Source organism: Aureispira sp. CCB-E (assembly GCF_031326345.1).
GTDB lineage: Bacteria > Bacteroidota > Bacteroidia > Chitinophagales > Saprospiraceae > Aureispira.
In genome coordinates this window covers 942,437-965,937 of the sequence record NZ_CP133671.1, presented here as the reverse complement: position 1 = coordinate 965,937, position 23,501 = coordinate 942,437, and the positions used below count along the sequence as shown (strand labels likewise).

Annotated in this window: 10 protein-coding genes; 4 read left to right on the top strand and 6 right to left on the bottom strand. The window is 40.5% G+C overall.

All coding sequences use genetic code 11. The annotated features are described in order from the left end of the window. Positions 1 to 40 precede the first annotated feature (40 nt). Positions 41 to 12,691, top strand: coding sequence for a gliding motility-associated C-terminal domain-containing protein (locus tag QP953_RS03665; protein ID WP_309554002.1), 12,651 nt, complete (start codon positions 41 to 43; stop codon positions 12,689 to 12,691). A gap of 288 nt (positions 12,692 to 12,979) precedes the next feature. Here the strand turns inward: QP953_RS03665 and QP953_RS03660 are convergent, their stop codons facing one another. Together QP953_RS03660 and QP953_RS03655 are read right to left on the bottom strand one after the other, a co-directional pair. Then, positions 12,980 to 14,176 carry an FAD-dependent monooxygenase gene (locus tag QP953_RS03660; protein WP_309554000.1) on the bottom strand — a complete coding sequence of 399 codons (1,197 nt, stop codon included), beginning with the start codon at positions 14,174 to 14,176 and terminating at the stop codon, positions 12,980 to 12,982. A 49-nt stretch (positions 14,177 to 14,225) separates the two neighbouring features. Next, a complete protein-coding gene (locus QP953_RS03655) occupies positions 14,226 to 14,750 on the bottom strand; it encodes a TetR/AcrR family transcriptional regulator (protein WP_052598455.1) in 525 nt (174 codons plus the stop codon). 297 nt (positions 14,751 to 15,047) lie between these two features. Between QP953_RS03655 and QP953_RS03650 the strand changes: the two genes are divergently transcribed. Together QP953_RS03650 and QP953_RS03645 are read left to right on the top strand one after the other, a co-directional pair. Beyond that, positions 15,048 to 15,560 (top strand): RNA polymerase sigma factor, encoded by a 513-nt coding sequence (locus QP953_RS03650; protein ID WP_052598456.1) that lies wholly within the window; start codon positions 15,048 to 15,050, stop codon positions 15,558 to 15,560. Further along, complete coding sequence (locus QP953_RS03645; RefSeq protein ID WP_309553999.1) at positions 15,553 to 16,977, top strand: hypothetical protein; 1,425 nt, start codon at positions 15,553 to 15,555, stop codon at positions 16,975 to 16,977. Before QP953_RS03650 ends, QP953_RS03645 begins: the two co-directional genes overlap by 8 nt. Before the next feature lie 326 nt (positions 16,978 to 17,303). Here the strand turns inward: QP953_RS03645 and QP953_RS03640 are convergent, their stop codons facing one another. Together QP953_RS03640 and QP953_RS03635 are read right to left on the bottom strand one after the other, a co-directional pair. Then, a complete protein-coding gene (locus QP953_RS03640; protein WP_052598458.1) occupies positions 17,304 to 17,981 on the bottom strand; it encodes a glycoside hydrolase family 25 protein in 678 nt (225 codons plus the stop codon). Then, the gene (locus tag QP953_RS03635; RefSeq protein ID WP_309553998.1) at positions 17,974 to 19,197 is read right to left on the bottom strand and encodes a macrolide family glycosyltransferase; all 1,224 of its coding nucleotides are present in this window, start codon (positions 19,195 to 19,197) and stop codon (positions 17,974 to 17,976) included. The genes QP953_RS03640 and QP953_RS03635 overlap by 8 nt, the downstream gene beginning before the upstream one ends. A 411-nt stretch (positions 19,198 to 19,608) precedes the next feature. On the opposite strand from QP953_RS03635, the gene QP953_RS03630 reads away from it, so the two are divergent. Further along, positions 19,609 to 20,883 carry a hypothetical protein gene (locus QP953_RS03630; RefSeq protein WP_309553997.1) on the top strand — a complete coding sequence of 425 codons (1,275 nt, stop codon included), beginning with the start codon at positions 19,609 to 19,611 and terminating at the stop codon, positions 20,881 to 20,883. A gap of 3 nt (positions 20,884 to 20,886) precedes the next feature. Here QP953_RS03630 and QP953_RS03625 read toward each other — a convergent pair whose 3' ends face one another. Together QP953_RS03625 and QP953_RS03620 are read right to left on the bottom strand one after the other, a co-directional pair. Then, complete coding sequence (locus QP953_RS03625; protein ID WP_052598461.1) at positions 20,887 to 22,191, bottom strand: NAD(P)/FAD-dependent oxidoreductase; 1,305 nt, start codon at positions 22,189 to 22,191, stop codon at positions 20,887 to 20,889. Positions 22,192 to 22,292: 101 nt separating this feature from the next. Then, positions 22,293 to 23,501, bottom strand: coding sequence for a macrolide family glycosyltransferase (locus tag QP953_RS03620; RefSeq protein ID WP_309553996.1), 1,209 nt, complete (start codon positions 23,499 to 23,501; stop codon positions 22,293 to 22,295).

Sequence of the window (23,501 nt, the reverse complement as noted above, 5' to 3'; positions counted from 1 at the left end):
TCAAAGAAATTATTTGTTAGTCAAGACAAAATTTTAATCTATGCGATTTCATTTACACTTCTTCATTCAACGTTTATGGTTGATTGGAGCACTATGGCTCGGAATGAGTACCTTCAGTTCCGCCACACACTATACAGGCTTTGTCATAGAGTACGACTGTATAGGTCCTAACCAATATTTGGTTACACTAAATGTTTATAGAGATTGTAATGGCGTTAGTGTTGGAAACACTCAAATTGTAAACTACAGTTCTGCTTCTTGTGGAGTGTCTTCCAGTTTAACTCTTACATCTCAATCCGTTACAGACATTACCCCACTTTGTCCATCCCAGACAAGCGCATGTGGAGGAAGTGGCAGTATTGGAGTAGAGCTACATGTTTTTCAAGGCACTTTGACGCTTCCTTCTGGCTGCAATGATTGGGTGCTTTCCTCAACTTCTTGTTGTCGTAATAATGCGATCACCAATCTAAGTGGTCCAGGTAGCAACAGTATCTACGTACAAACAACGTTAGATAATACGCTTAACCCTTGCAACAGCTCTCCTTCATTTGCCAACAACCCACAACTATTTGCTTGCGTAGGTCAAACAGTCAATTACCAACAACTAGCATCAGATGCGGACGGAGACTCTTTAGTTTACTCTATGACCAACTGTTTACAAGGTGCTGGTTCTTCTGTTACATACGGAGGTGGTTTCAGTGGAACCAACCCATTAACCGTTCCAATTACTTTAGACCCACAAACAGGAGAAATTCAATTTACAGCGAACCAACCTCAAGTAGCTGTTTTGTGTGTACTTGTAGAAGAATATAGAAATGGTGTTTTGATCAGTACAATGGTTCGAGATATCCAATTCAATATAACCAACTGTAGTAATACCATACCCAATGTTTCTGGTATCAATGGCAGCCCCACCGTTTTTGATACAACAGTCTGTGAAGGTGGTTTAATTTGTTTTGATATCAATGCTGCGGATACAGACGCAGGGCAAAATATCACGATGACATACAGCAATAACATACCTGGTGCTACGTTTACACAAACGGGCTCAGGGGCTTCAACAACAGGAACTTTCTGTTGGAACACCTCCATCGGAGATCAAGGAACCTATGTTTTTGTCATAACAGCCGAAGACGATGCCTGTCCTATCGTTGGGCAGAATAGCCAATCTTTTACCATTGTAGTAGGGCCTAACCCCAACCCTCCTGTCAATGCAGGACCTGATGTCCAGATATGTGAAGGAGATACAGCAACTTTAACAGCAACCACAACAGCTCCAGGCGGAATGATTAGTACCTTTTCGTGGACACCTACAGCTGACTTGACAAGCCCTAGTACAGCATCAACAGGTGCTCATCCTTCTGCTACTACTAGCTATACGGTTGCCTTAACCTATACCGATGGCTGTGTATCTATGGATGCTGTGAGCGTAATGGTTGCAGATGACCCTACAGCTTCTGTATTTCCTACTACAGCAGAAGTATGTGGAGGGGCAAACTTTGTCTTAACAGGAACAACCGATCAAACAGGCATGAATTTTCAGTGGTTCGACCCTAGTTCGGCTCCTTTAGGGGCAGGAACTGTTACTGGCACTTCTTCTTCTATCCCTGTTTCTGTGCCTACTGCTGCAGGAACTTACCCTTATGTTCTTGAAGTTACCAATCCTGGTACGGGTTGTATTACTACAGATACAGCATTCTTGGTCGTTGGGACTCCCCCTGCACTGCCTAGCTGTGTTAATATATATGTTTCTACAACTGGTGCGGTCGCTAATCCAGGAACCCAAGCAAGTCCTACGACCTTAGCAGAAGCCTTGAGTCGTGCGGCTTGTAATAATGCTGTTATAAAAATAGCAACAGGAACTTATAATATTAATAATCCACTTACCATAGGAAGCTTTGTTACTTTAGAGGGTGGATTTGACCAAGGAAATGCTTGGACAAAAACAAGTACCCCTGGTGCTACAATTATCAACAGAACAACAGCTAATCCAGAAGGTGTCGTTAACGCACAACGTCTGGTAGCCTTTTATGGAAATGGTGCAACAGGTTTCCGTTTCCAAGATTTAACGATTAGAACAGATAATGCCAACCAACCAGGAATGTCTACCTACGGTATGCACATGACATCCTGTTCCAACTATGATATTGTTCGATGCCAAATTCAACCTGGTAATGCAGCGGCTGGTAGAACAGGAAATGCAGGTACTAATGGAGCCCCTGGGGCCAACGGTATTAATGGTCAAAATGGTGATAATGACGACGAAAACCGCAACGGTGGTGGTGGTCGTGGTGGTGCTGGTGGTGGCGGTACTGCCTTTGGTAATGGTGGTGGTTGTTGTACAACTGGTGCCAATGCAGGGCAAAATGGTGCTGCTCCCACTGGAATCAACGGTGGTGGTGGTGCCGGAGGAGGTTCTGGTGGTGGAGAAGATAGAGATGGAGCTAGTGGTGGTAATGGTGGTGGTGCTTTAGGTGCTCCTGGTGCTGGTGGTCAAGAAAGTGGCTGTAACAGTAGCTTAAACTGTGGTTCAAGCGAATCAGGACGCGACGCTCAAAATGGAGCAGACGGTACAAATGGTACTGGTGGTAGTCCTGGTCCTGTGGGTTCTCATATAGGAGGTTTTTGGGTTCCTGGCGGTCAAGGCGGTGCAGGAACAAATGGTACTGGTGGCGCTGGCGGCGGCGGCGGTGGCGGTGGTGCTGGTGAAGGTGGCTTCTTCTGTCGTGATGGAAAAGGATCCGGCGGCGGTGGCGGCGGTGGCGGCGGTCAAGCCGGTACTGGTGGATTGGGTGGATTAGGTGGAGGTTCATCTTACTCTATTTACCTGTTCCTAAATGGTACTAATGGCAATTTCACACAATCAAACTTAAACGCTGGTGCTGCTGGTGCCGGTGGTGCTGGTGGTGCTGGTGGTAATGGTGGTAATGGTGGTAATCGAGGTTTGGGTAGTACTTACCATGGTGGTGAAGTTGGTTGTGGTGGAGACGGCGGAGATGGCGGAGACGGCGGAGACGGTGGACAAGGTGGTAGTGGCCAACCTGGCGAAAATAATACTATTTTCCAGTCTGGTGGCTCTGCTCCAGTATCAACAGACATCACTTTTAACTTAGCTGCTCAACCAGTCATTCAAGTTTCTAATATCAATTGTACCGATGTCAATGTACAATTTCAAGATATGGCAACAACAGGAGCTACTTGGGACTTTGACGCTACTACAAATTTTGCTACCCCTGCAACAAGTGGCACCAATCCTGCAACAACAATCTATTCAACCATAGATCGTTATACAGTAGGATTAGGCTCTAACACTTACGCTGGGTTTCATAATATTTCATTCGAGAATACTATCGTTCCCAATATCCTAAGTAATGCTACTGTTGTTGGACCTGATACATTCACCGTTTGTGAAGGGGATTTCACCAATTTCGAAAGCCAATTCTTTGCAGATGATTATGCTTGGAATTTTAATGGTGCTATTCCAAATCCAGGAAGCATCCAGACAGTTAATAGCCAATTTAACACACCTGGATTCTATCCTATAACGTTGTCGATTATTACAGATTGTTGTGGTTTATCGCCTGAAGATACGGTTTACTTATATGTTACTCCTCGCCCAAGTGTGACGGGTTCTGGCGATGTAAGCATTTGTGATGGAGATACGACTACGCTAACACTCACAGGGCTAACAGCAACCGATTCAGTTGTTTGGACACCGACTACAGATATGATCTCTATGACACCGTCTGCAGTTATAGTCAACCCTTCAACAACAACGACCTATACAGCTACAGTTTACTCTGTAACGCCGACACCTAGTACACCTATTGTTGCTTGTCCTGTCGTTATCAACTTTACAATTACAGTTAATCCAACTCCTTCGGTTAGCTTTACAACTGTAGATCCGACTTGTAATGGCAATGGTTCTGCAACAGCAACAATTACAAATCCAACAGGGCTATACAATTTCAACTGGTCTAATTCCTTTAATACCAATGCAGCGGTAACCTCAACCAACTCAGGTTTGTCAGTTGGTGCTTACTATGTAACGGTCACAGAAACGGTTACAGGCTGTTCTAATGTTGATAGCGTTTCTCTTTTCCCTGGAATTGGTGCTCCTAATGTATTTGTACAAACAACTAGCCCTGCTACTTGTGGCAACACCAATGGTAGTGTTACGGTTAATACCAATGGAGGAACTCCTCCTTTGACATATACATGGTCTGATATTGGAGTTGGTCCTCCAACAAGAACAGGATTACCTGGCGCTAACTATAGTGTAACCGTAACAGATGGGTTGGGTTGTACTTCAAGTGTGAATTTTGATATTACACAACAACCTGCGCTGGCTATTAATTTTGTAGACTCAACCAACCCAGCTTGTATCAACTCTGGAAGTATCGAAATAGAAGCAACTGGAGGAACACCATTTGTTACTTACTTATGGAATAACAACGAAACAACCCCTCTAATTAATAACTTAGGAGCAGGTAATTATACCGTTACAGCAACAGATGCCAATGGTTGTACTGCAACAGCAAGCTTTGTTTTAAGCAGCATTACACCTACCATGAATCCTGTTGCCAATGGTACGCTACTATGCCCTAATGACACAACAGGAATTACTGTCAATGCTAATGTGGGTGCTCAACCCTATGTGTACAACTGGTCAGGCGGTAACTCTGCTACCTTCCCTACCAACCAAGATGCTGTTACAGGAGTGACCGCAGGTAACTATACTGTTACCGTGACAGACGCAACGGGAACCTGTACCATTACAGGGGGAGTTAATATTGCTGCTCCTCCAACATTTTCTATTGCAGTAGATAGTACAGATATTGACTGTTTTGGGAATGCCAATGGAACGGCTACAGTTAGTAGCACTGGTGGCAATGCACCAATTGGTTTTGTCTGGAGTGCTGGTGCTCAAACAACACCAACTATTACAGGACTAACACCAGGTAACTACATTGTTACAGCTACTGATGCTAGTGGTTGTACCCTAATTGATAGTACAACTGTTAATCAACCAGCTAGTCCTTTAACGGCAACAATGACAGATTCAACCAACGTAAGTTGTTTGGGCGGATCGGATGGCGATGCCACTGTTACACCTAGCGGGGGCACTAGCCCTTATAGTATTTTATGGTCTACAAATGCTACTACCAATCAAATTACAGGGCTAACACCAGCAACATACACCGTCACAATAACAGATGCCAATAACTGTACAGCAGTAGCTACAGTCACCATTACAGAACCTGCCACGGCGGTATCTGGTACAATCACCATAGATAGTACGGTAAGCTGTTTTAGTGGCAACAATGCTGGTATTCACATCACGGCTTCAGGAGGTACACCTTCTACCATTAACCAAGCTAATGGAACAGGATATACCTACACTTGGACCAATGGTTCTAACGATACTTCCTCAGTTAACCTAGCTGCTGGACAACATTGTGTTACCATTACGGACTCTCTAGGTTGTTCAGAAATTGTTTGTGTGACCTTGACAGAACCAACTGCCATTGTGGCTAATTTGGACAATACTAATAATGTTTCTTGTAATGGCGGAAATGATGGTAGTGCTACGGTTTCCGCTTCAGGAGGTACGCCTGCATATAACTTCGTTTGGAGCAACACACAAACAACTGCTGCTGCTAATAACCTTACAGCTGGAACATACAGTGTTACTATCACAGATAATAATGGTTGTCAAGATTCTATTACCAACATATCAATTACAGAACCTACTGCTATTACTTTAACTGTTACTCCTACCAATCTTGCATGTAATGGCGCTTCCAACGGGTCTGCTTTAGCCAACGCAACAGGAGGTACAGGGGCATTTAATTACTTATGGGATGCTAATACAGGAAATCAAACGACAGCAAATGCAACCAATTTAGCAGCCAATACCTATAGCGTAACAGCAACCGATGCGAACCTTTGTACGGCCGTAGCTACAGTTACCATCACAGAACCAACAGCCGTTACAGCGACAATGGTTGATTCTAACAATGTAACTTGTTTCAACACCAGTACAGGTGATGCTACTGTTTCAGGAAGTGGAGGCGCTGGTGGTACCTATAACTTTATTTGGTCAGATGGACAAACAACAGCACAAGCCGTTAATTTACCAGATGGCTTCTATAGTGTTACAGTGACCGATTCATTTAATTGTGCAGCAGTAGCTACAGTCACGATCACAGAACCCACCGCAGCAGTATCTGGCACAATCACCATAGATAGTACGGTAAGCTGTTTTGGTGGCAACAATGCTGGCATTCACATCACGGCTTCAGGAGGTACACCTTTTACCATCAATCAAGCTAATGGAACAGGATATACCTACACTTGGACCAATGGTTCTAACGATACTTCCTCAGTTAACCTAGCTGCTGGACAACATTGTGTTAACATTACGGATTCTCTAGGTTGTTCAGAAATTGTTTGTGTGACCTTGACAGAGCCGACTGCCATTGTACCTAATTTGGACAATACTAATAATGTTTCTTGTAATAATGGAAATGACGGTAGTGCTACCGTTTCTGCTTCAGGAGGCACACCTTCATACAACTTTACTTGGAACAATACACAAACAACGGCTATTGCGAGCAACCTAACAGCAGGAACATATAGTGTTACCATTACAGATAATAATGGTTGCCAAGATTCTATTACCAATATATCAATTACAGAACCTGCTGCTATTACTGTTACCATTCCAACACAAGTCAATGTTTTATGTAATGGGGAATCAAATGGTGCAGCAACTGCTTTAGCTACAGGTGGTACTGGCTCTTTCTCTTATATTTGGGATGCCAATGCCAACAATCAAACAACGGCAACAGCCTCTAACCTATCTGCTGGAACATATAGCGTTACCGCAACGGATGCCAATGGCTGTAGTGACTCTACCAATGTAATTATTACTGAACCTTCTGCCGTTACCGCTTCTATTGCTAACTCTACAACCATTACCTGTAATGCTGGGAATGATGGTACCGCTACCGCTGCGGGTGCAGGTGGTGTAGGAACTTATAGTTTCAACTGGTCAGATCCTAGTAATCAAACAACTGCAACAGCTACTGGTCTAACCGCAGGAACTTATACCGTTACGGTTTCTGACATGAATGGATGTAACGACACTATTAGTGTATCCATTATAGAACCTACGCCTGTCTCTGTATCCATCACAGCGCAAACTAATGTTAGTTGTAATGGTCTAAACAATGGAGATGCTACTGCCTTAGGCACAGGAGGCATTGGAACAATTGGCTACTCATGGAGTATTGGAGGACAAACAACAGCAACAGCAACCGGTCTAACCGCAGGAACACATACTGTTACGGCAACCGATGCTAATGGCTGTAGCAACTCTGCTAGTGTAACAATTACTGAACCTGCCCCTCTCACTGCTACCATTAGTAGTTCAACAAGTATTACTTGTAATGGTGGTAATAATGGTGCAGCGACAGTCTCTGCAACAGGCGGTACAATTGCTTACAGCTATCTTTGGTCTGATGCTAATGGACAAACAACTGCAACAGCTTCTAACTTAACTGCAGGAACTTATACCGTTACAGTAACAGACGCTAATAGTTGTGCTACAACAGCTTCTGTAACAATCAGCGAACCTTCTGCAATTACTTTAACCAGTAGTGTAACATCTAATTACAACGGCGTTTCAATTAGTTGTCATGGCGTTTGTGATGGAGAATTGACTGCAAATGCGACAGGAGGTACAGGTTCCATAAACTATACTTGGGGAGCAGCAGCAGGCAATCAAACAACAGCTGTCGCTACTAATATTTGTGATGGAGTCTATTCTGTCATTGCAACAGATGCAAACGGTTGTACAGCAAGCTCTGTTGTGACAATCACCGAACCCAATGCGGTTTCTGCTTCAGCAACTAGTACTCCAACATCTTGTAATGGTTCATCTGATGGAACCGCTACAGCTATTGGTACTGGAGGAATTGGCTCATATACATTCGTCTGGGACAATAATGCAATGAATCAAACAACAGCTACAGTAACTGGATTAAATGCAGGAACCTACTTAGTGACGGTAAGTGACTTAAATGGATGTAACGATACAGTTAGTGTTATAGTAACTGAACCAAGCCAATTAACAGCATCCATAACTACTGCACAAGTAAGCTGTTTTGGTGGTAATGATGGAACAGCCACAGCTGTTGTAGCTGGAGGAACTCCTGGTGTTCCTTCTTATACTTATAATTGGGGCTTTGGAGCAACAGCTTCCGCAACAAGTCCTGGGCAAGCAATTGGTTCTTATACCGTAACTATATCAGATGCCAATGGTTGTTCGATTACAGAAAACTATACCATTACACAGCCATCTCCATTAAACTTTACAACCGCTCGTACCGATGTGTCTTGTAATGGTGGTATAGACGGAAGTGCCACGATCAATGTAAGTGGAGGCGTAGGAGGCTTTAGCTATGTTTGGAATAGTAACACACAAACTACTGCTACGGCAACAGGTCTATCAGCTGGTCTACATTGTGTAACAGCTACTGATGGTAATGGCTGTACAGTAGATACTTGTATCCAAGTAAACGAGCCAGCCTTGTTAACCAACATGAGTTTTGCTGTGACTGACGTTCGTTGTTTTGGTGGTAACGATGGTCAATTGACCGTTAGTGCTACAGGAGGAACACAACCCTACTCTTACGCTTGGAGCAACGGACAAACTTCGGCTACTGCTACAGGCTTACTTGCGGGCGTTTATGGAGTTACAATTACGGATGATAATGGTTGTACTTTAATTGGTACGGGTACCGTGAATCAGCCTACTCAACTCACATTAAGTTTCACGTCTGATTCTGTGGCTTGTCTTGGTGGTAATGACGGAAGCTTAACGGTGGCAGTAGTGGGGGGAAATAGCCCTTATACTTATCAATGGAATCCTGCTGCCAACAGTCAAACTACCGCCACCGCTAATAATCTAGCTGCTGGTAATTACACCGTTACCGTTACGGATTTTACAGGTTGTACCATTACAGGTAATGGAGATGTCTTTGAACCAGCGACAACATTAACTGCCGCCATTATCAACCAATTAAATCCATCTTGTTATGGAAGTTGTGATGGTAGCATAGAAGTAGATGCACAAGGAGCAACACCAAATTACACCTATCAATGGAGCAACGGACAAAATACAAGCATCGCCACCAACGTTTGTGCTGGAGCACATACCGTAACGGTAACCGATGCCAATGGTTGTAGTGTGAGCACAGGTTCTGTCTTAACCGAACCAACAGCTATCACATTAAATCCACAAGTTCTAAGCAACTACAATGGTGCTGCCATTAGTTGTACTGGAGCTGCCGACGGATCGGTTGGTGTGGTTGTGGCTGGTGGAAGTGGTGGTTACAGCTATGTTTGGAGTCCACAAGGACAAAATACCGCCAACATCAATGGTTTGGTAGCGGGGACTTATTGTGTCACCGTCACCGATGTAGCCGGTTGTCAAATGGATACTTGCATTACCATTGCTGACCCAGTACAATTAGCAGCCACCTACACCGCTGTTGATGTCTTGTGTCATGGAGATGCCAACGGACAAATCTTAGTCAATGCCACTCCTGGAACAGGAACCTTAGGAGTCAATGGTTATGAATATAAAATTACAGGACCAGGTCAAACAGGCAATGTCTTTAGCAATATCAATACTTACAACAATTTAGGAGCAGGTTCTTACACCGTTTTTGTACGAGATGGAAACAACTGTGAGATTGCACTGCCCATCTCTATTGGAGAACCCGACTCTGTTTTAATTGATTCCGTTATCGTGACAGATGTTTCTTGTCACGGGACGGCAACAGGAAGTGCGACAGCTTATCCAAGTGGTGGTGTTGGCAACTATACTTATACTTGGTCAACGACTCCTGTTCAAACAACCGCTACAGCGACTGGTTTAGCAGCAGGCGTCTACTCCGTGACGGTCGCCGATGCCAATGGTTGTGATCGAGTGGATGTGTTTAATGTCAACGAACCAACCGTTTTAACAGGAAGCATTAGTGCTGATCCTATCGACTGTTTCGGTGGCACCACCAGTGCTACAGCACAAGGTAGTGGTGGAACACCAATTGGCTTGACCGCTTATGTGTATCGTTGGTCGAATGGTAGCAGTGCCGCCACGACCATAGGATTAAGTGCAGGCGTACATTGTGTGACGATCACCGATGCCAATGCTTGTACACATGTAGAATGTGTGACGATTACTCAACCCTCAACGGCAGTAAGTGCTAGTATTAGTGCCCAAACCGATGCTAGTTGTAATGGCACGGCAACAGGAACAGCCACGGCTCAAGGAACTGGAGGAACCAGTCCTTACACTTATCAATGGGATGCCGCAGCAGGCAACCAAACCACAGCAACAGCAACAGGTTTGAGTGCAGGTATTTACACAGTCGTGGTGAGCGATACGAACAACTGTACGGCACAAACAACCGTCACGATTAGTGAACCTTCGGTTGTTTTGGCAACCATCAGCAGTACAACTCCTGCCACTTGTAATGGACAAGGGACAGGAAGTGCGACAGCCACCGTTAGTGGTGGTGTTGGACCATACACCTATCAATGGGATGCTGCGGCAGGCAGTCAAACGACGGCAACAGCGAGTAATTTAGCTGGCGGTACTTATGTCGTTACGGTAAGCGATGCGAATGGCTGTACTGGAATGGCTACGGCAATAGTAACACAACCAACCGCTGTGCAAGCAACCATTATTAATACAACCGATGTTTCTTGTCATGGTGGTAATGATGGAACAGCCTCCTTGGCAGTACAAGGAGGAACACCAACGAGTGGGTACACCTTCCAATGGAGTGGTGCTCCTGGACAAAATAGCCCGAATGCCACAGGCTTATCGGCGGGTGTACAAACTGTTACGGTCAGTGATGCCAATGGTTGTTTTGATATTGATACCTTTACCATCAATGAGCCAAACGATGCTTTGAGTGGTTATATTACAGCTGCCAATGCGCTTTGTTTCGGTTCTTCTACTGGAGAATTGGGAGCGGTTATCACAGGAGGAACAAGACCTTATCAATACGCATGGAATAGCACACCGGTTCAAACAACTGTTGTTGCCGATAGTTTACCCGCAGGCACCTACAACCTAAGCGTGACGGATGCCAATGGTTGTTCTTTAGAACTAACCAGTACGATTGGAGAACCCACAGAATTGACAGTTAGTGCCACCGTTCTACAACATGTTTCTTGTTTTGGAGGAAGTAATGGAGCTGTTGCCGTAAATGCTACCTCTGGTGGAGTTGGACCTTACACCTATGTTTGGACTGATCCAAGTGGACAAGTAGGATTAAATGCGTCGAATTTGAGTGCAGGAGCTATTTCGGTGCTTGTTACAGATGCCAATGCTTGTACGGCAATGGCAACGGTAACCTTAACAGAAGGAACGCCCATCACGGTAACAGAAACAGTGAGCAACATCAGTTGTCATGGTTTGACCGATGGTTCCATCAACATTACGGGTTCGAACAAAGTATTGGTGAATTACAGCTGGTCAAATGGAATGGTGAGCAATCCTGTGACAGGCTTGGGTGCTGGTAATTATACGGTAACGGTAACGGATGCCGATGGTTGTCAAGAAACGTTTAACTACACGATTACAGAGCCTGCTCCAATTAGCTTGAGCATAGCTTCAACGAATAGCATCTTGTGTTATGGAGATGGCAATGCAGCTGCACAAGTGACAGCAACTGGCGGAACGAGTCCTTACAACTACAATTGGTCCAATGGTGCGACAACACGTACAGCGAGTAATTTGACACCAGGGACTTATGATGTAACAGTGACCGATAGTAGAGGTTGTTTTGAAACGATTACTATTTCAATTACGCAACCAGATGAATTGACCATCACAGGAAACACCTCAGGCACGTTGTGTGCAGGGGATCAAACAGGAACCTTGACCGCATTTGGATCAGGAGGAACAGTGACAGTTGGTTTGTTAGAATACAGTATTGATGGTAGTACGTGGCAAAATGGCAATATCTTCTCTGGCTTGGCGTCAGGAATTTATACCTTGTCGGTTCGAGATGAAAATGGCTGTGTTGCCGACACCATGTTGGTGGTAGAAGATGCAGATCCATTCTTTATCACAAGTATGACAGGCGATACAACCATCGAATACTTGGATAGCTTGACGATAGCAGCTAGTTTGAACGATACGGTTGGAGTGACTTACAGTTGGCAACAAATTTCTGGGGCAATGGGCTTGGTAACAGACAGCAGCTTTAGCTTTGGAGTTAGACCACAGGATGCGGTACAATATCAATTTACAGCAACAAATAGCAATGGCTGTTCAGTGGATAGTATTGTCATGATAGAAGTAACCAAACTAAGAAGAGCGAATGCTCCAACAGGCTTTACGCCAAATGGAGATGGGGTGAATGATTACTTCTTTATTCAAGGTGGAGCAAAAGTTCAGACCGTAACGATCTTTAGAGTGTACGATAGATGGGGAACTTTGGTCTTTGAGGGCAACAACTCAGAGATTAATGTACCAGAGCAAGGATGGAATGGAATCTATCGTGGTCGTCCAGCTCCTTCTGGAACATATACTTGGTATGCTGATGTCTTGTTTAAAGATGGACATACAGAACAACTTAAAGGTAGTGTTATTCTACTTAGGTAAAATACTTGCCATATAATTTTAGAAATTAGCGCCCAAAACGATTTTCGTTTTGGGCGTTTTTATATATTAATATACCTATCTAACTCTCATTGACAAAAATTAATATATTATAAATAAAAATAATAAATAAAAGAACCTTAAAATAAAGTCTTTGAATAAAAACGCATCTTAAAATATCTTTATAATATCATTTTTACTCTGTAAGAATATTTGCTAATAATTACTAAAATTCATAGGGTTTCATTTTAGTGTGAAGGGGTTGTCTTGTGGGGAGGCAATCCTTTTTTATTAAATTTTCGTCTCTTCAAAAAAATTCACGGCACCTAATTGTTTTGTAACTAAAGGAACAAATGGTTTTTTGAATAACATTGGAGCCAATAAATTTCTAATCCACATCGAAAATTTAGAAGAAGGCAAATAAGAGCCTATATTCTTGACGGCTTTCTTTTGTAATGAGTGAATCAATGGTCTTAATTCTTCTTCAAATTTTTGATATGCCACCTTATACGCCCCATTTGATTCTACTAATTTTTGAGCCAATAAATAAGCTCCTGTCATTGCCATGGAGGCTCCTTGTCCAGATAATAGAGTGACACAATATGCAGCATCTCCAATTAATACCGTTCGCCCTTTTGCCCAACTTCCATTAATTCTAATTTGAGCAACTTCATCAAAATAAATTTTATCTAGTTTCGCAGCCGTCTCTAAAATTTCAGGTACTGGATGGGAAAAGGTTTTAAATTCGTTTTGGAGTAATTTCACTTGTTCTTGATGATTCATGCGAGGTAATCGCTCTTCTTTTTTGAAAACGAAAACACTAGAATTCTGCTCCAAAGTAGCTTCATCTATAGTATACGTCATAACCTGTAAGTTAGGAACCATCATTGCCAAAACCTCTTCTTTTTTTATTTCCAAAGGCACATTATGTTCTAGTGCAGCTACATAATATCCCAAGAACAGTTGTTCTACATTCTTAGCATCAAACACTAAGTTTCGAACATTTGAATGAATACCATCTGCCCCAATTAATAAATCAAACTGCTCTTTTTTTCCTCCATCAAAAGTTACCCCAATGCCATTAGTATTTTCTTCTACTTCATGAATGGATGTCTTGTAGCGCAAATCAATTACTCCCTTCACTTTTTGGTACAACACATCTACCAAATCCGTCCTCAAAAAATTGAATAGTTTGCCTTTTTGAGAATCTCTAAAAGCTGAAATATCCAATGTCATACTTTTCTTGCCTTTATCTGTATATTGTTTGACAATGGAAGAACCATGATCTTTTTCTTTCAAGGCATCCAACAATCCCATTTGTTCAATTACATGTACTCCAGATGAAAAAAAGTCAATCATATACCCACCATCTCTCAAACCACTAGCCTTTTCTACAACAGTAGGTTTGAAACCATTCTCTTGTAAAAAATAAGCCAGCGTTAATCCAGCTATACCTGCACCAGAAATTAGGATTTTTTTATTTTTCATTATTATTAATATTTAGTAGTTAGCTACACTCCTGCATGTTTTTAATAGACTAATGACTATACTTGCTCACTAAGTATTTTTCCATTTCACCTAACAAAACATCATCTTCTGTTGTAATATATTCTAATGTAATTCCATCCAAAGTAGCGAGTAAAATCCTAGCCTCTATATCTGATACTTGCTGAGCAGGATTCATTAAGAGATGTGTAAAAGTATCTAACAACTCTACTTGCTGTTTGCCTAGCATCTCTTTGACAATTTGGGGAGTTTCTGGATGTACCACCAATAAGGTGCATAACCGTATAAGATCCTTTTTAGACTTCAACATTTGGAAATAGACTTGTAGTAATTGATCCATTTGTAAAGTTTCTAGATCCATCAAAGATTGTGTCATCTCCCCCAATGTTTCACCAACAACTGCCCTTAATAGATCTTCTTTGTTCTGAAAATGATTATAGGTAAGACCTTTGGATACCCCTGCCTCTTTTGCAATTTTACTTATAGATGTCTCTGTATATCCATGCTTTGCAAATAAATTCAAAGCTGCGTGTATGATTTTTTCTTTTTTTGTCATGCTTATTATTTTTATGACCGACCGTTCATTTATAAAAATAAAACAAAAATAGAAAGAAGTCAAGTTAGTTCAATTAAAAAATAAAAAACCCAATTACTAGCCCATCACAAAAACATCAAAATCAAACTATTACAAGCTAAAAAAAGTACACTTTCAGGTTTCCTAACGAATTATTTTGACTTTTTATCGAAAAAATTTGATTGCGATGTAACTTTTGAGCAATCTTATGGCACTTATAGATGTACGGACTTATGAAAGAGCATAAGTTCTTAAACAAAAAACTGTTCAATTCGCTACATGAATCATCACCAAAAACAACAATACTTTTTACGGCTTTATGAGCCGAATCATACCAAGTTGTTGCGTTACTGCGAGTCTATTTTGAGAGACCCTGTTAATGCACAAGATTTGGTTAGTGAGACAGTATTGATAGCTTATGAGCAATTGGACAAGTTAAAAAAAGAAGCATCCTTTAATTATTTTTTGTTTGGTATTGCGCGCAACCTAATTCGTCGTCTGCAGCGACGCAAAAAATTTTGGGGTTTATTTAATACAGAACAAGCTGAAAAAATTGTTGCACCTACTAGCCCAGAGCTAAATGAAGATGTACAGTTATTATATCAGGCATTAGATCGCTTACCAGCCGCTCAAAAAGAAGCCTTAATTTTATTTGAGATATCTGGTTACAACATCAAGGAAATTGCTGAGATACAAAACAGTAGTATTTCTTCTGTCAAGGCAAGACTGGCACGAGGACGACAAAAATTAGGTAAAATTCTGTCACCAAAAACAACATTAGCTTATGAATAAGAATTTGGATCATTTGTTTGAGCAAGCTCGGAAGTCTATGCAATCGGAGATGCCACTCGAAGAGGTGCAACAACTTATTCATGCCCAAGCGTCACCATCTTTATGGACTAATCAAAAAATTTGGATTATGAGTACATCGATTATAGGTATAATAACTATTGGCATTGTTTGTTGGTTCAACCCTTCTAATACACCTACGCCAATTTCTGAAACGGAGACCACAACTAAGCCTCCTCGTGTAGCAGAACATCACATATCTGCGCCTACTCCCCCAAATACTATTGTATTGCAAGATGCTATTCCTGATAATATCCCCCTGCCTATTATTACTAAGGTGGACCATTCGTCAACTCCCATTCAACCTATACAATTAACTTCTCTAGAGCAGACTCCTGAAATTCCATTGTTGGCTCAAAAAGTTGATTTCCTAGATTCTCTGGGACCGAAAAAAACGTTTACAGAATATACATTGGAAATTCGGAAAGAGAATTCTGAACAAGAAATTCAAAAATTAAAAACAGAGCTCGCTAATTATGGGATCCATATGGATGTAAAGATTCTGAATTATGATAATAATAACAAAATCAAACGATTCAAAGGGCAATTTAAAACGGATAGTTTGTTTTGTGGTTCTAGCATGAATAACTATGAATTTGATATTAGTGGTTCTTTTAAATCCATGGAATTTATCTTTAGAGTTGCTGAAAATAAAAATTTAAAATACTTGAAAATTCAGTCTGAGAATTTTGAGGAAACAATAGAATGCTATGACGATGAAGTTATTTCTAGTACACAAGAAGCTCGGAAACTAAGACATCAAATGCACGAAGAAATGGCTAGAGCCCAAAGAGAGATGGCCAATGCTCAACAAGAAATGGCCAATGCTCAAGTTGAGATTGCTAGAGCAAGAGAGGAAGTTGCTCGATTGAGACATAGAGAACATTCTAAAGCAAGAATAAGAGAATTGGAACGCCTAGAAAAAGTAGATTGGGATAAAATCGAAGCTGATATTGAAAAAGCAATGCAAGAAGTAGAACTTGAAGATATTGACGATGAAATCAAAGACGCTTTGGATGATTTGGATGTTATTATCCTTGATAAAAACTTCAAGGATGACATGAAAGCCCTACAAAAGGATTTAGCTAGAATGCGCATTGACCTTGATCGAGAAGTTAGAGAAAAACTAAAAGAGCGTCTCCATAATCACAACCGAACACGAGTCTACACAGTACCTAGTCCTGATGAGCCAGTTATTATTGTTGAAAAAGAAAAAGCACCTGCGGCTCCAAAATTGGAAAAACGTACTGCCAAAGAATTAAAAGAGGAGGCTAAAGCGATGGAAGAAGCGGCTAAAAAATTGCAAAAAGAAGCTAAAGAAAGACGAAAATTGGCAAAGAAAAAAGCCAAAGAAAAATAACCATAACCAACCAGGGATTGCCCAAACCAACTCAATCCCCCAAATAAAAACCGTACTTTAATAACAGTTTTTTGAGTGAGGAAATGTGAGCTATTCCTTGATTTTTGTACCATTCTGTTGAGTAATTGCAGGAACTTTAGGGTTTATTTTAGCGGATTGAGCACCTAAAGAGAAGGAAGATTATTCTACTAAAATTAATCAAGATAATAGCTCACTGCTCCTTTGGTAAACGGAATATTTTACTTCAATTAAAGAGTAATGAATTCGCTTCAAGCAAAAGAGAACCACAATTTTGCTAGAAGGGCAACAAAAGGTTGCCCTTTTTTTTATGGTATGCACAAAGCTTGTAATTCTGCTCGTGTCCCCACAAATACATTTTTATCTACATAACCTACAATTCCTTCGAGTTCTTCCGTATTGCTATATTGCCAAAACAACCAATTTATATCTTGAGGTGGTTCTTTTCGATTATAACGAGCAATCCAAACAGGATGATCAGGGAATGCTCCTTTTAGATGTTGTTCATAAACTTTTAAGGAAGTATATATTATAGGTCTTACTTGATAATGTTCCTCTACAAAACTTAACCAAAGTCGCACTCGTTCAATCAAAGTCGGCATACTCACATTCTTAAAATCTTCTACATCCAAAACTGGTGGCAAATCCCCCTTGCTTAACTGTACTTGTTGCGTAAAATTTTTGATTTGCCATTCAATACTAACATTTGGTCTAAAAAAATGATACGCTCCTCTTATTAAGCCAACTTCTTTGGCTTTTGACCAATTGTTTTCAAAAATTGAATCTTGATAATCTGTACTTTCAGTAGCTTTTATAAAAGCAAAATGTATCTTATCTTGCTGTGCAACTGTTTCCCAGTCAATAATTTTTTGATAATGAGAAACATCAATTCCTTGTATTTTATACTGGTCGGCATCGTGCGTACAGGATATCAGCATAAAAAAAACGAGGCATAAAAAAGAACTATATACAAGTAATTTAAACATTCTGAAAAGGTGGGGTTATTTGAATTAATGACTGTACGTGTTCAGCAGCAGCTTGATACCCTCCCGCTCGCCTAAGAGCAAGATTCATCTTTTTTAGGTGTTGGGGTATGATCTTGTTTTCCATTAGTTGTGCCGCAGCCTTTCTGAGTTTGGCTGCCGTCAACCAATATTTACTTAACCAAATTCCTAATTGTTGCTCATGTATGGCTTTCGCAACCATAAATTGATCCGATACTTGAGGAATGACAAGCATGGGAACTTCAAAATAGATTCCTTCGTGTGCACTATTCATCCCTCCATGAGTTACAAATAAAGAAGCTTTAGACAAGACCTCTAATTGAGGCGCATAGTTACAAATAATAAAGTTATCTGGAGCCTCAAAATCTTCTATTCTCAACTGGGTACTAATATTCATCACGACCATGTAGTCGGTTTCTGCAAAGGCTTGAATACACTTTTGATAAAATGCTTTATCGGATAAAATGGATCCTAGAGAAATGTATATTATGGGTCTGTTTTCTTTTTCTAATTTATCATAAGGAAAGCTTTCCTCTTTTGGGGTGCTATGCACATTTATGGTAGCTCCTGAAAAAAAATAATTATCAGGAAACAATTCTATTTGAGGTTGAAATTCTTTTGCTGTAAACACCACACAAGGGAGTTCTAAATCTCCTACTAGAAAATCATCTAATTGATGAATCTTATAAGGAGTATAGGTCTCTTTTAAGACTTTCATACTACGCCCTATCCTTTTAATCTGTCCAAAGGTTTTAATAGGTGTTCCCAACATTTGGAGTTTAGAATTAGGTGGATCTTTTACCCCCCTACGAATAGCAAAGCAAGGACAAAACACAACGATTGGCAACGCTACTTGCTCTGCCACCAAACGCCCCCATACAGCGAATAAATCAGTCAGTACATAATCGTATTCTTGCTGTTTTATCTCTTTTAATAAGTAAGGCATTACCACTTCTGTCGCCTCTAATAGATCTGCAAAAAAACCTAACAAGCTAAAGTTCTTTAGAGTCGATTCAGCTAGTAACTCATGAGGCATTGCTCTAAAATTGGCTCCTGTGGCTTCTATTTTTTCTCGAAATTCCTCAGTACAATAATAATCAATTACAGCTCCCTTTTCTATCAACTCCTTAACAACAGCCAACGTTGGATTGACATGACCATGTCCTGGGATGTTGAAAAATACTCCTTTAGATTTCATATTCTATTTAATATTAAATTAATACGTGAAGTCGCATTAGATATTGGGGTTTTAGTATTTTGCGTTTTCCCTTTTCTTCTTTCTAGCACCTCTACAAGATCATTTTCACAAAACATATCAACCTAATTATCAACATTATACAAAAATGACTTCTTTTTTAAGTTATTAATTCCAAAGCACTCAAAAATCTCTAAATCAATACTCATTTAGAATTTGAAAAATGCCCTCTTGCACCTCATGACTTAACTCTGCTAGCCCCTTTCTATAGAACAAAAGAAAATATAAGACTAAAACTAAACTAATATACGACTGTTTTTAGGTCTGGTCTTATATTCCCTCATATTTTATCTAATGCAAATTTCTTTCAAGAAAAGAATCAACCATTATTACAAATCATCAAACCATACAGCTATGAAAACGCTATTAATTTCCCTTATTGTAGGAATTTCCCTCGCTACCTTCTCTAATGCACAAAATGTTGGAATTGGCACCCATACACCTGCCCCTAGCGCAAAAGTACATATCTCAGATCCCAATAGAGGTCTCTTATTACCTCACGTTTCTCTGGTTGCTGTTACGAATACGACCACACCTATTAATATGCCTGCTACGGGGCTCTTGGTTTGGAATACAAATCCAACGGTAACGGGTGGTAATGGCACTGGTTTTTATTACTGGAACGGCAGCTTATGGACACCTTTGAAATCTAATGCAGGAGGTAACAATGGGCTTAGTTTAGTTGGCAGTAATATTGAATTAGGAGGAAACTTGACGCATGGAACCACTGTCAATTGCAATGGAGAAGCACTTACCTTTGAAGATGCCTCTGGAGACTATGGATTTAACATTACCAATGGTGCTACTATTTTTGCTTTGATGTATGGAGATAACGCTAGTATTTGGTGTGGCTTAAATGAATTGAGAATTGCCACTCCTGACATTGGTGCCAGTGCAATGGTAGGTCAAGTTTTACAACTTCGGAATGCAACAACAGGAGAAGTTCGTTATACCTCTTATCAGTTCCCTATTGGGAATGGTAGTAATGGACAAGTTTTGACAACTGACGGTTTGGGCAATCTTACATGGCAGCATATAAGCAGCACTACAGGGTGGCAATTAACTGGAAATACAGCCACCAATCCAAGCCTCCATTTCTTGGGGACTACAGATGCCAATGACTTGGTGTTTCGAACCAACAATACAGAACGAGTACGTATCCTCGCAACAGGAAGGGTCGGTATCAATACTACACCTAATTTTTCTGCTCAATTACATGTAAATGGCAATATCATGATTAACAGCGACCAACGCTTGATTGTCGATGGTAGCAATTTTGATAATTGGTTATACCACGATAGCGGTTTGAATGAACTTCGCCTAGAATCTCCTTCCGAAACGGTTCATGTAACAGGAGATGTTGCGAGAATTTCGACAGGTACTGAAAGTATTTATCTATCAGGCGGCTTGGGTGGTCGTTCTTCTATTGGTGTTAATACGCTAACTCCAACTTCCTTATTCGATATTAATGGTAATAATGGTTATAACCAATTCAGATTACGACAATCGTACACCCCTACTAATTCCTCTGATCCCAATGGCAATACAGGGGATATTAGTTGGGACAACAATTATATCTACATTAAAACAAATTTAGGTTGGCGAAGAAGCTCATTAACAGCCTTTTAGTTTTTAAGCAGGAACCTCATCTTCCAAACAATCTACTACCGCCTTATTTTTAACTTTTCTAACGATAAGGCGGGTTCCTTTATCATAAAAGAAATAAGACCATGCCCAATTCACAAAAACAACTAATCTAGAACGAAAATCAACCAATAACATCAAGTGAACAAACATCCACATTAGCCAAGCAAACCAACCTCCAAATTTAAGCCGCTTCATATCGACAACGGCTAAGTTTCGCCCAATCGTTGCCATTGTTCCTTTATCTTTATAAACAAAGGGTAACATCTCCTTTTCTTTGGCTAAGCGGTTGAAGTTTTTGCCAAGGTGTACTCCTTGTTGTACAGCAACAGACGCCAACATTGGATGCCCATAAGGCAACTCTTCTGAAGTCATCGCAGCCACATCTCCTATCGCAAAAACATCTTTATAACCATTTATTTGATTCCATTCATTGACCAAAACGCGCCCCATGTTTGTAGTTTGACTAGCATCTAACCCAGCTGTTGGTGCCCCTTTAACTCCCGCTGTCCAAATCAATGTCTTCGCTTTAAACGTCTCTTTGTTGGTATATACCGTTGTTCCATCATAATCTTGGGCTCGTATGTCCAACCAAACATTGACCCCCATTTTTCTAAGGAAACGTTCTGAATCTGCCGATGCTTTTTCGCTCATACCAGGTAGCAAACGATCGGCTCCTTGGACTACATGAATTTGCATTCTTCTAATATCCAAATCAGGATAATCCTTGGGCAAAATATACCGTTTTAGTTCTGCCAAAGCACCAGCTAGTTCTACCCCAGTTGCGCCCCCACCTACAATAACAAAATTCATTAAGGCATCCTGTTCTTGTACATCCGAACTATTCAACGCTTTTTCAAAATTTTGCAGAATAACCGAGCGCAAATTTAAGGCCTCTACTAAGCTTTTCATAGGCATCGAATGCTTCTCTACATTCTCCATTCCAAAGAAGTTAGAAACGGCACCTGTTGCCATCACTAGATAATCATAATCTAATGTCCCAACGGAGGTGTGCAATAGTTTTTTTTCGGCATCAATCTCATGGACATCTGCCATCCTAAAATGGAAGTTTTCTTTTTTGTTGAATACTTTCCGAATGGGATAAACAATAGAATCAGGTTCTAAACCAGCACTGGCTACCTGATACATAAGAGGTTGAAAGGTATGGTAATTATTTTTATCAAAAAGAACTACTTGATATTGGTTGGTATTAATACTCTTGGCTAGTTTTAGCCCTCCAAATCCACATCCAATAATAACAATTCGAGGTAAATCTCTGTGTGGTACATTCATGCTCTTGCAATTTATTTTAGTGGGGATTAGGGCTGGCTATTTTCTTTTCTTAGAGAACAAAAGATGGTGCTTTTTAGTTCTTTTGTAATGCTGAAAATCAATTAATTTTTAACCAAAACACACTTTTGTATAAATGCCTGAACTTCGTCTGCTGCTTTCTTAAAACCGCCCGCCGTTCTCAAAGCCTTACTCATGCGTTTTAAATTGCTTTTAATCACTTGATTTTCCATTGTTTCCTCTACCGTTCTCAACAGTTTTTTTGCCGATAGTGTCTTGTGATTTAACCAAACGCCCAACTGTTGTTCAACCACTTGTTGTGCTACTAAAAACTGGTCACCAAATTGTGGTAATACTAATAACGGCACTTCAAAGTAAATCCCTTCGTGTGCACTATTCATACCTCCATGCGTTATAAACAAATCTGCTGCTGCCAACACTTGCAATTGGGGGGCAAAATTACAAAGTATAATATGTGACGGAACCTGAAAGTCTGAAGCATTTAAATATTTACTAATATTTAAAACAATCAAAAATTTAGAAGTTTTAAATGCTTCTATACACATTTTAATAAACTCCTTTCGGACAACCACTGACCCTAAAGATATATAGATGATTTTTCTATTCTCTGGATTGTTTATAGAAAAATTAGAATCGGATATTCTTGCTTCTATGTCAATATTAGGTCCTGTAAAAAGATAGTTAGAAGGAAAAAGTTCGGACTGAGGTTGAAATTCTTTTGCGGTAAATGTAATACAAGGTTCGCTTACTTCTGCACTCAAAAAATGCAATACATTGACAGAAGGTACGCCATATTTTTTTTGTATTTTTTTATAAATTGCAAACAACCGCACGCCATTCTTCAATGATCGCCCCAGACTCTTTATTAATTGTAATTTAGAATTGGGCGGTTCTTTCATTTTTGGGTGCAATGCAAAGGAAGGGAAAAACAAAATTAAAGGCAAATTCAACTTTTCTGCCAACAAACGTCCCCAAGGCGTGTACATATCTACCAACAGGTAATCATATTTCCCTTTTAGAATAATGGCTTCTATTTGTGGCAACACCTCATAACAGGTCTCAATCAAATCTGCAAAAATCTCCAACAAATTGACGTTATCATTGGTAACATGTACCAATTCATCAGGGAAAGGGATAAAATTAGCTCCTGTGTGTTCTATGGCTGGTCGAAACTCCTCTGTACAACAGTAATCAATTTGTTCCCCTCTCGCTACCAATTCCTTTACCATTGGTAAAGTTGGGTTTACATGTCCATAGCCTGGTATATTAAAAAAAATCCCTTTCGCCTTCAT

What these genes read in the sequence shown, in the direction of transcription:
- QP953_RS03645 (WP_309553999.1), top strand. Translation starts at nt 15,553, where the DNA reads ATGAATAAGAATTTGGATCATTTGTTTGAGCAAGCTCGGAAGTCTATG.
- QP953_RS03620 (WP_309553996.1), bottom strand. Translation starts at nt 23,501, where the DNA reads ATGAAGGCGAAAGGGATTTTTTTTAATATACCAGGCTATGGACATGTA.
- QP953_RS03655 (WP_052598455.1), bottom strand. Translation starts at nt 14,750, where the DNA reads ATGACAAAAAAAGAAAAAATCATACACGCAGCTTTGAATTTATTTGCA.
- QP953_RS03635 (WP_309553998.1), bottom strand. Translation starts at nt 19,197, where the DNA reads ATGAAATCTAAAGGAGTATTTTTCAACATCCCAGGACATGGTCATGTC.
- QP953_RS03650 (WP_052598456.1), top strand. Translation starts at nt 15,048, where the DNA reads ATGAATCATCACCAAAAACAACAATACTTTTTACGGCTTTATGAGCCG.
- QP953_RS03640 (WP_052598458.1), bottom strand. Translation starts at nt 17,981, where the DNA reads ATGTTTAAATTACTTGTATATAGTTCTTTTTTATGCCTCGTTTTTTTT.
- QP953_RS03660 (WP_309554000.1), bottom strand. Translation starts at nt 14,176, where the DNA reads ATGAAAAATAAAAAAATCCTAATTTCTGGTGCAGGTATAGCTGGATTA.
- QP953_RS03665 (WP_309554002.1), top strand. Translation starts at nt 41, where the DNA reads ATGCGATTTCATTTACACTTCTTCATTCAACGTTTATGGTTGATTGGA.
- QP953_RS03630 (WP_309553997.1), top strand. Translation starts at nt 19,609, where the DNA reads ATGAAAACGCTATTAATTTCCCTTATTGTAGGAATTTCCCTCGCTACC.
- QP953_RS03625 (WP_052598461.1), bottom strand. Translation starts at nt 22,191, where the DNA reads ATGAATGTACCACACAGAGATTTACCTCGAATTGTTATTATTGGATGT.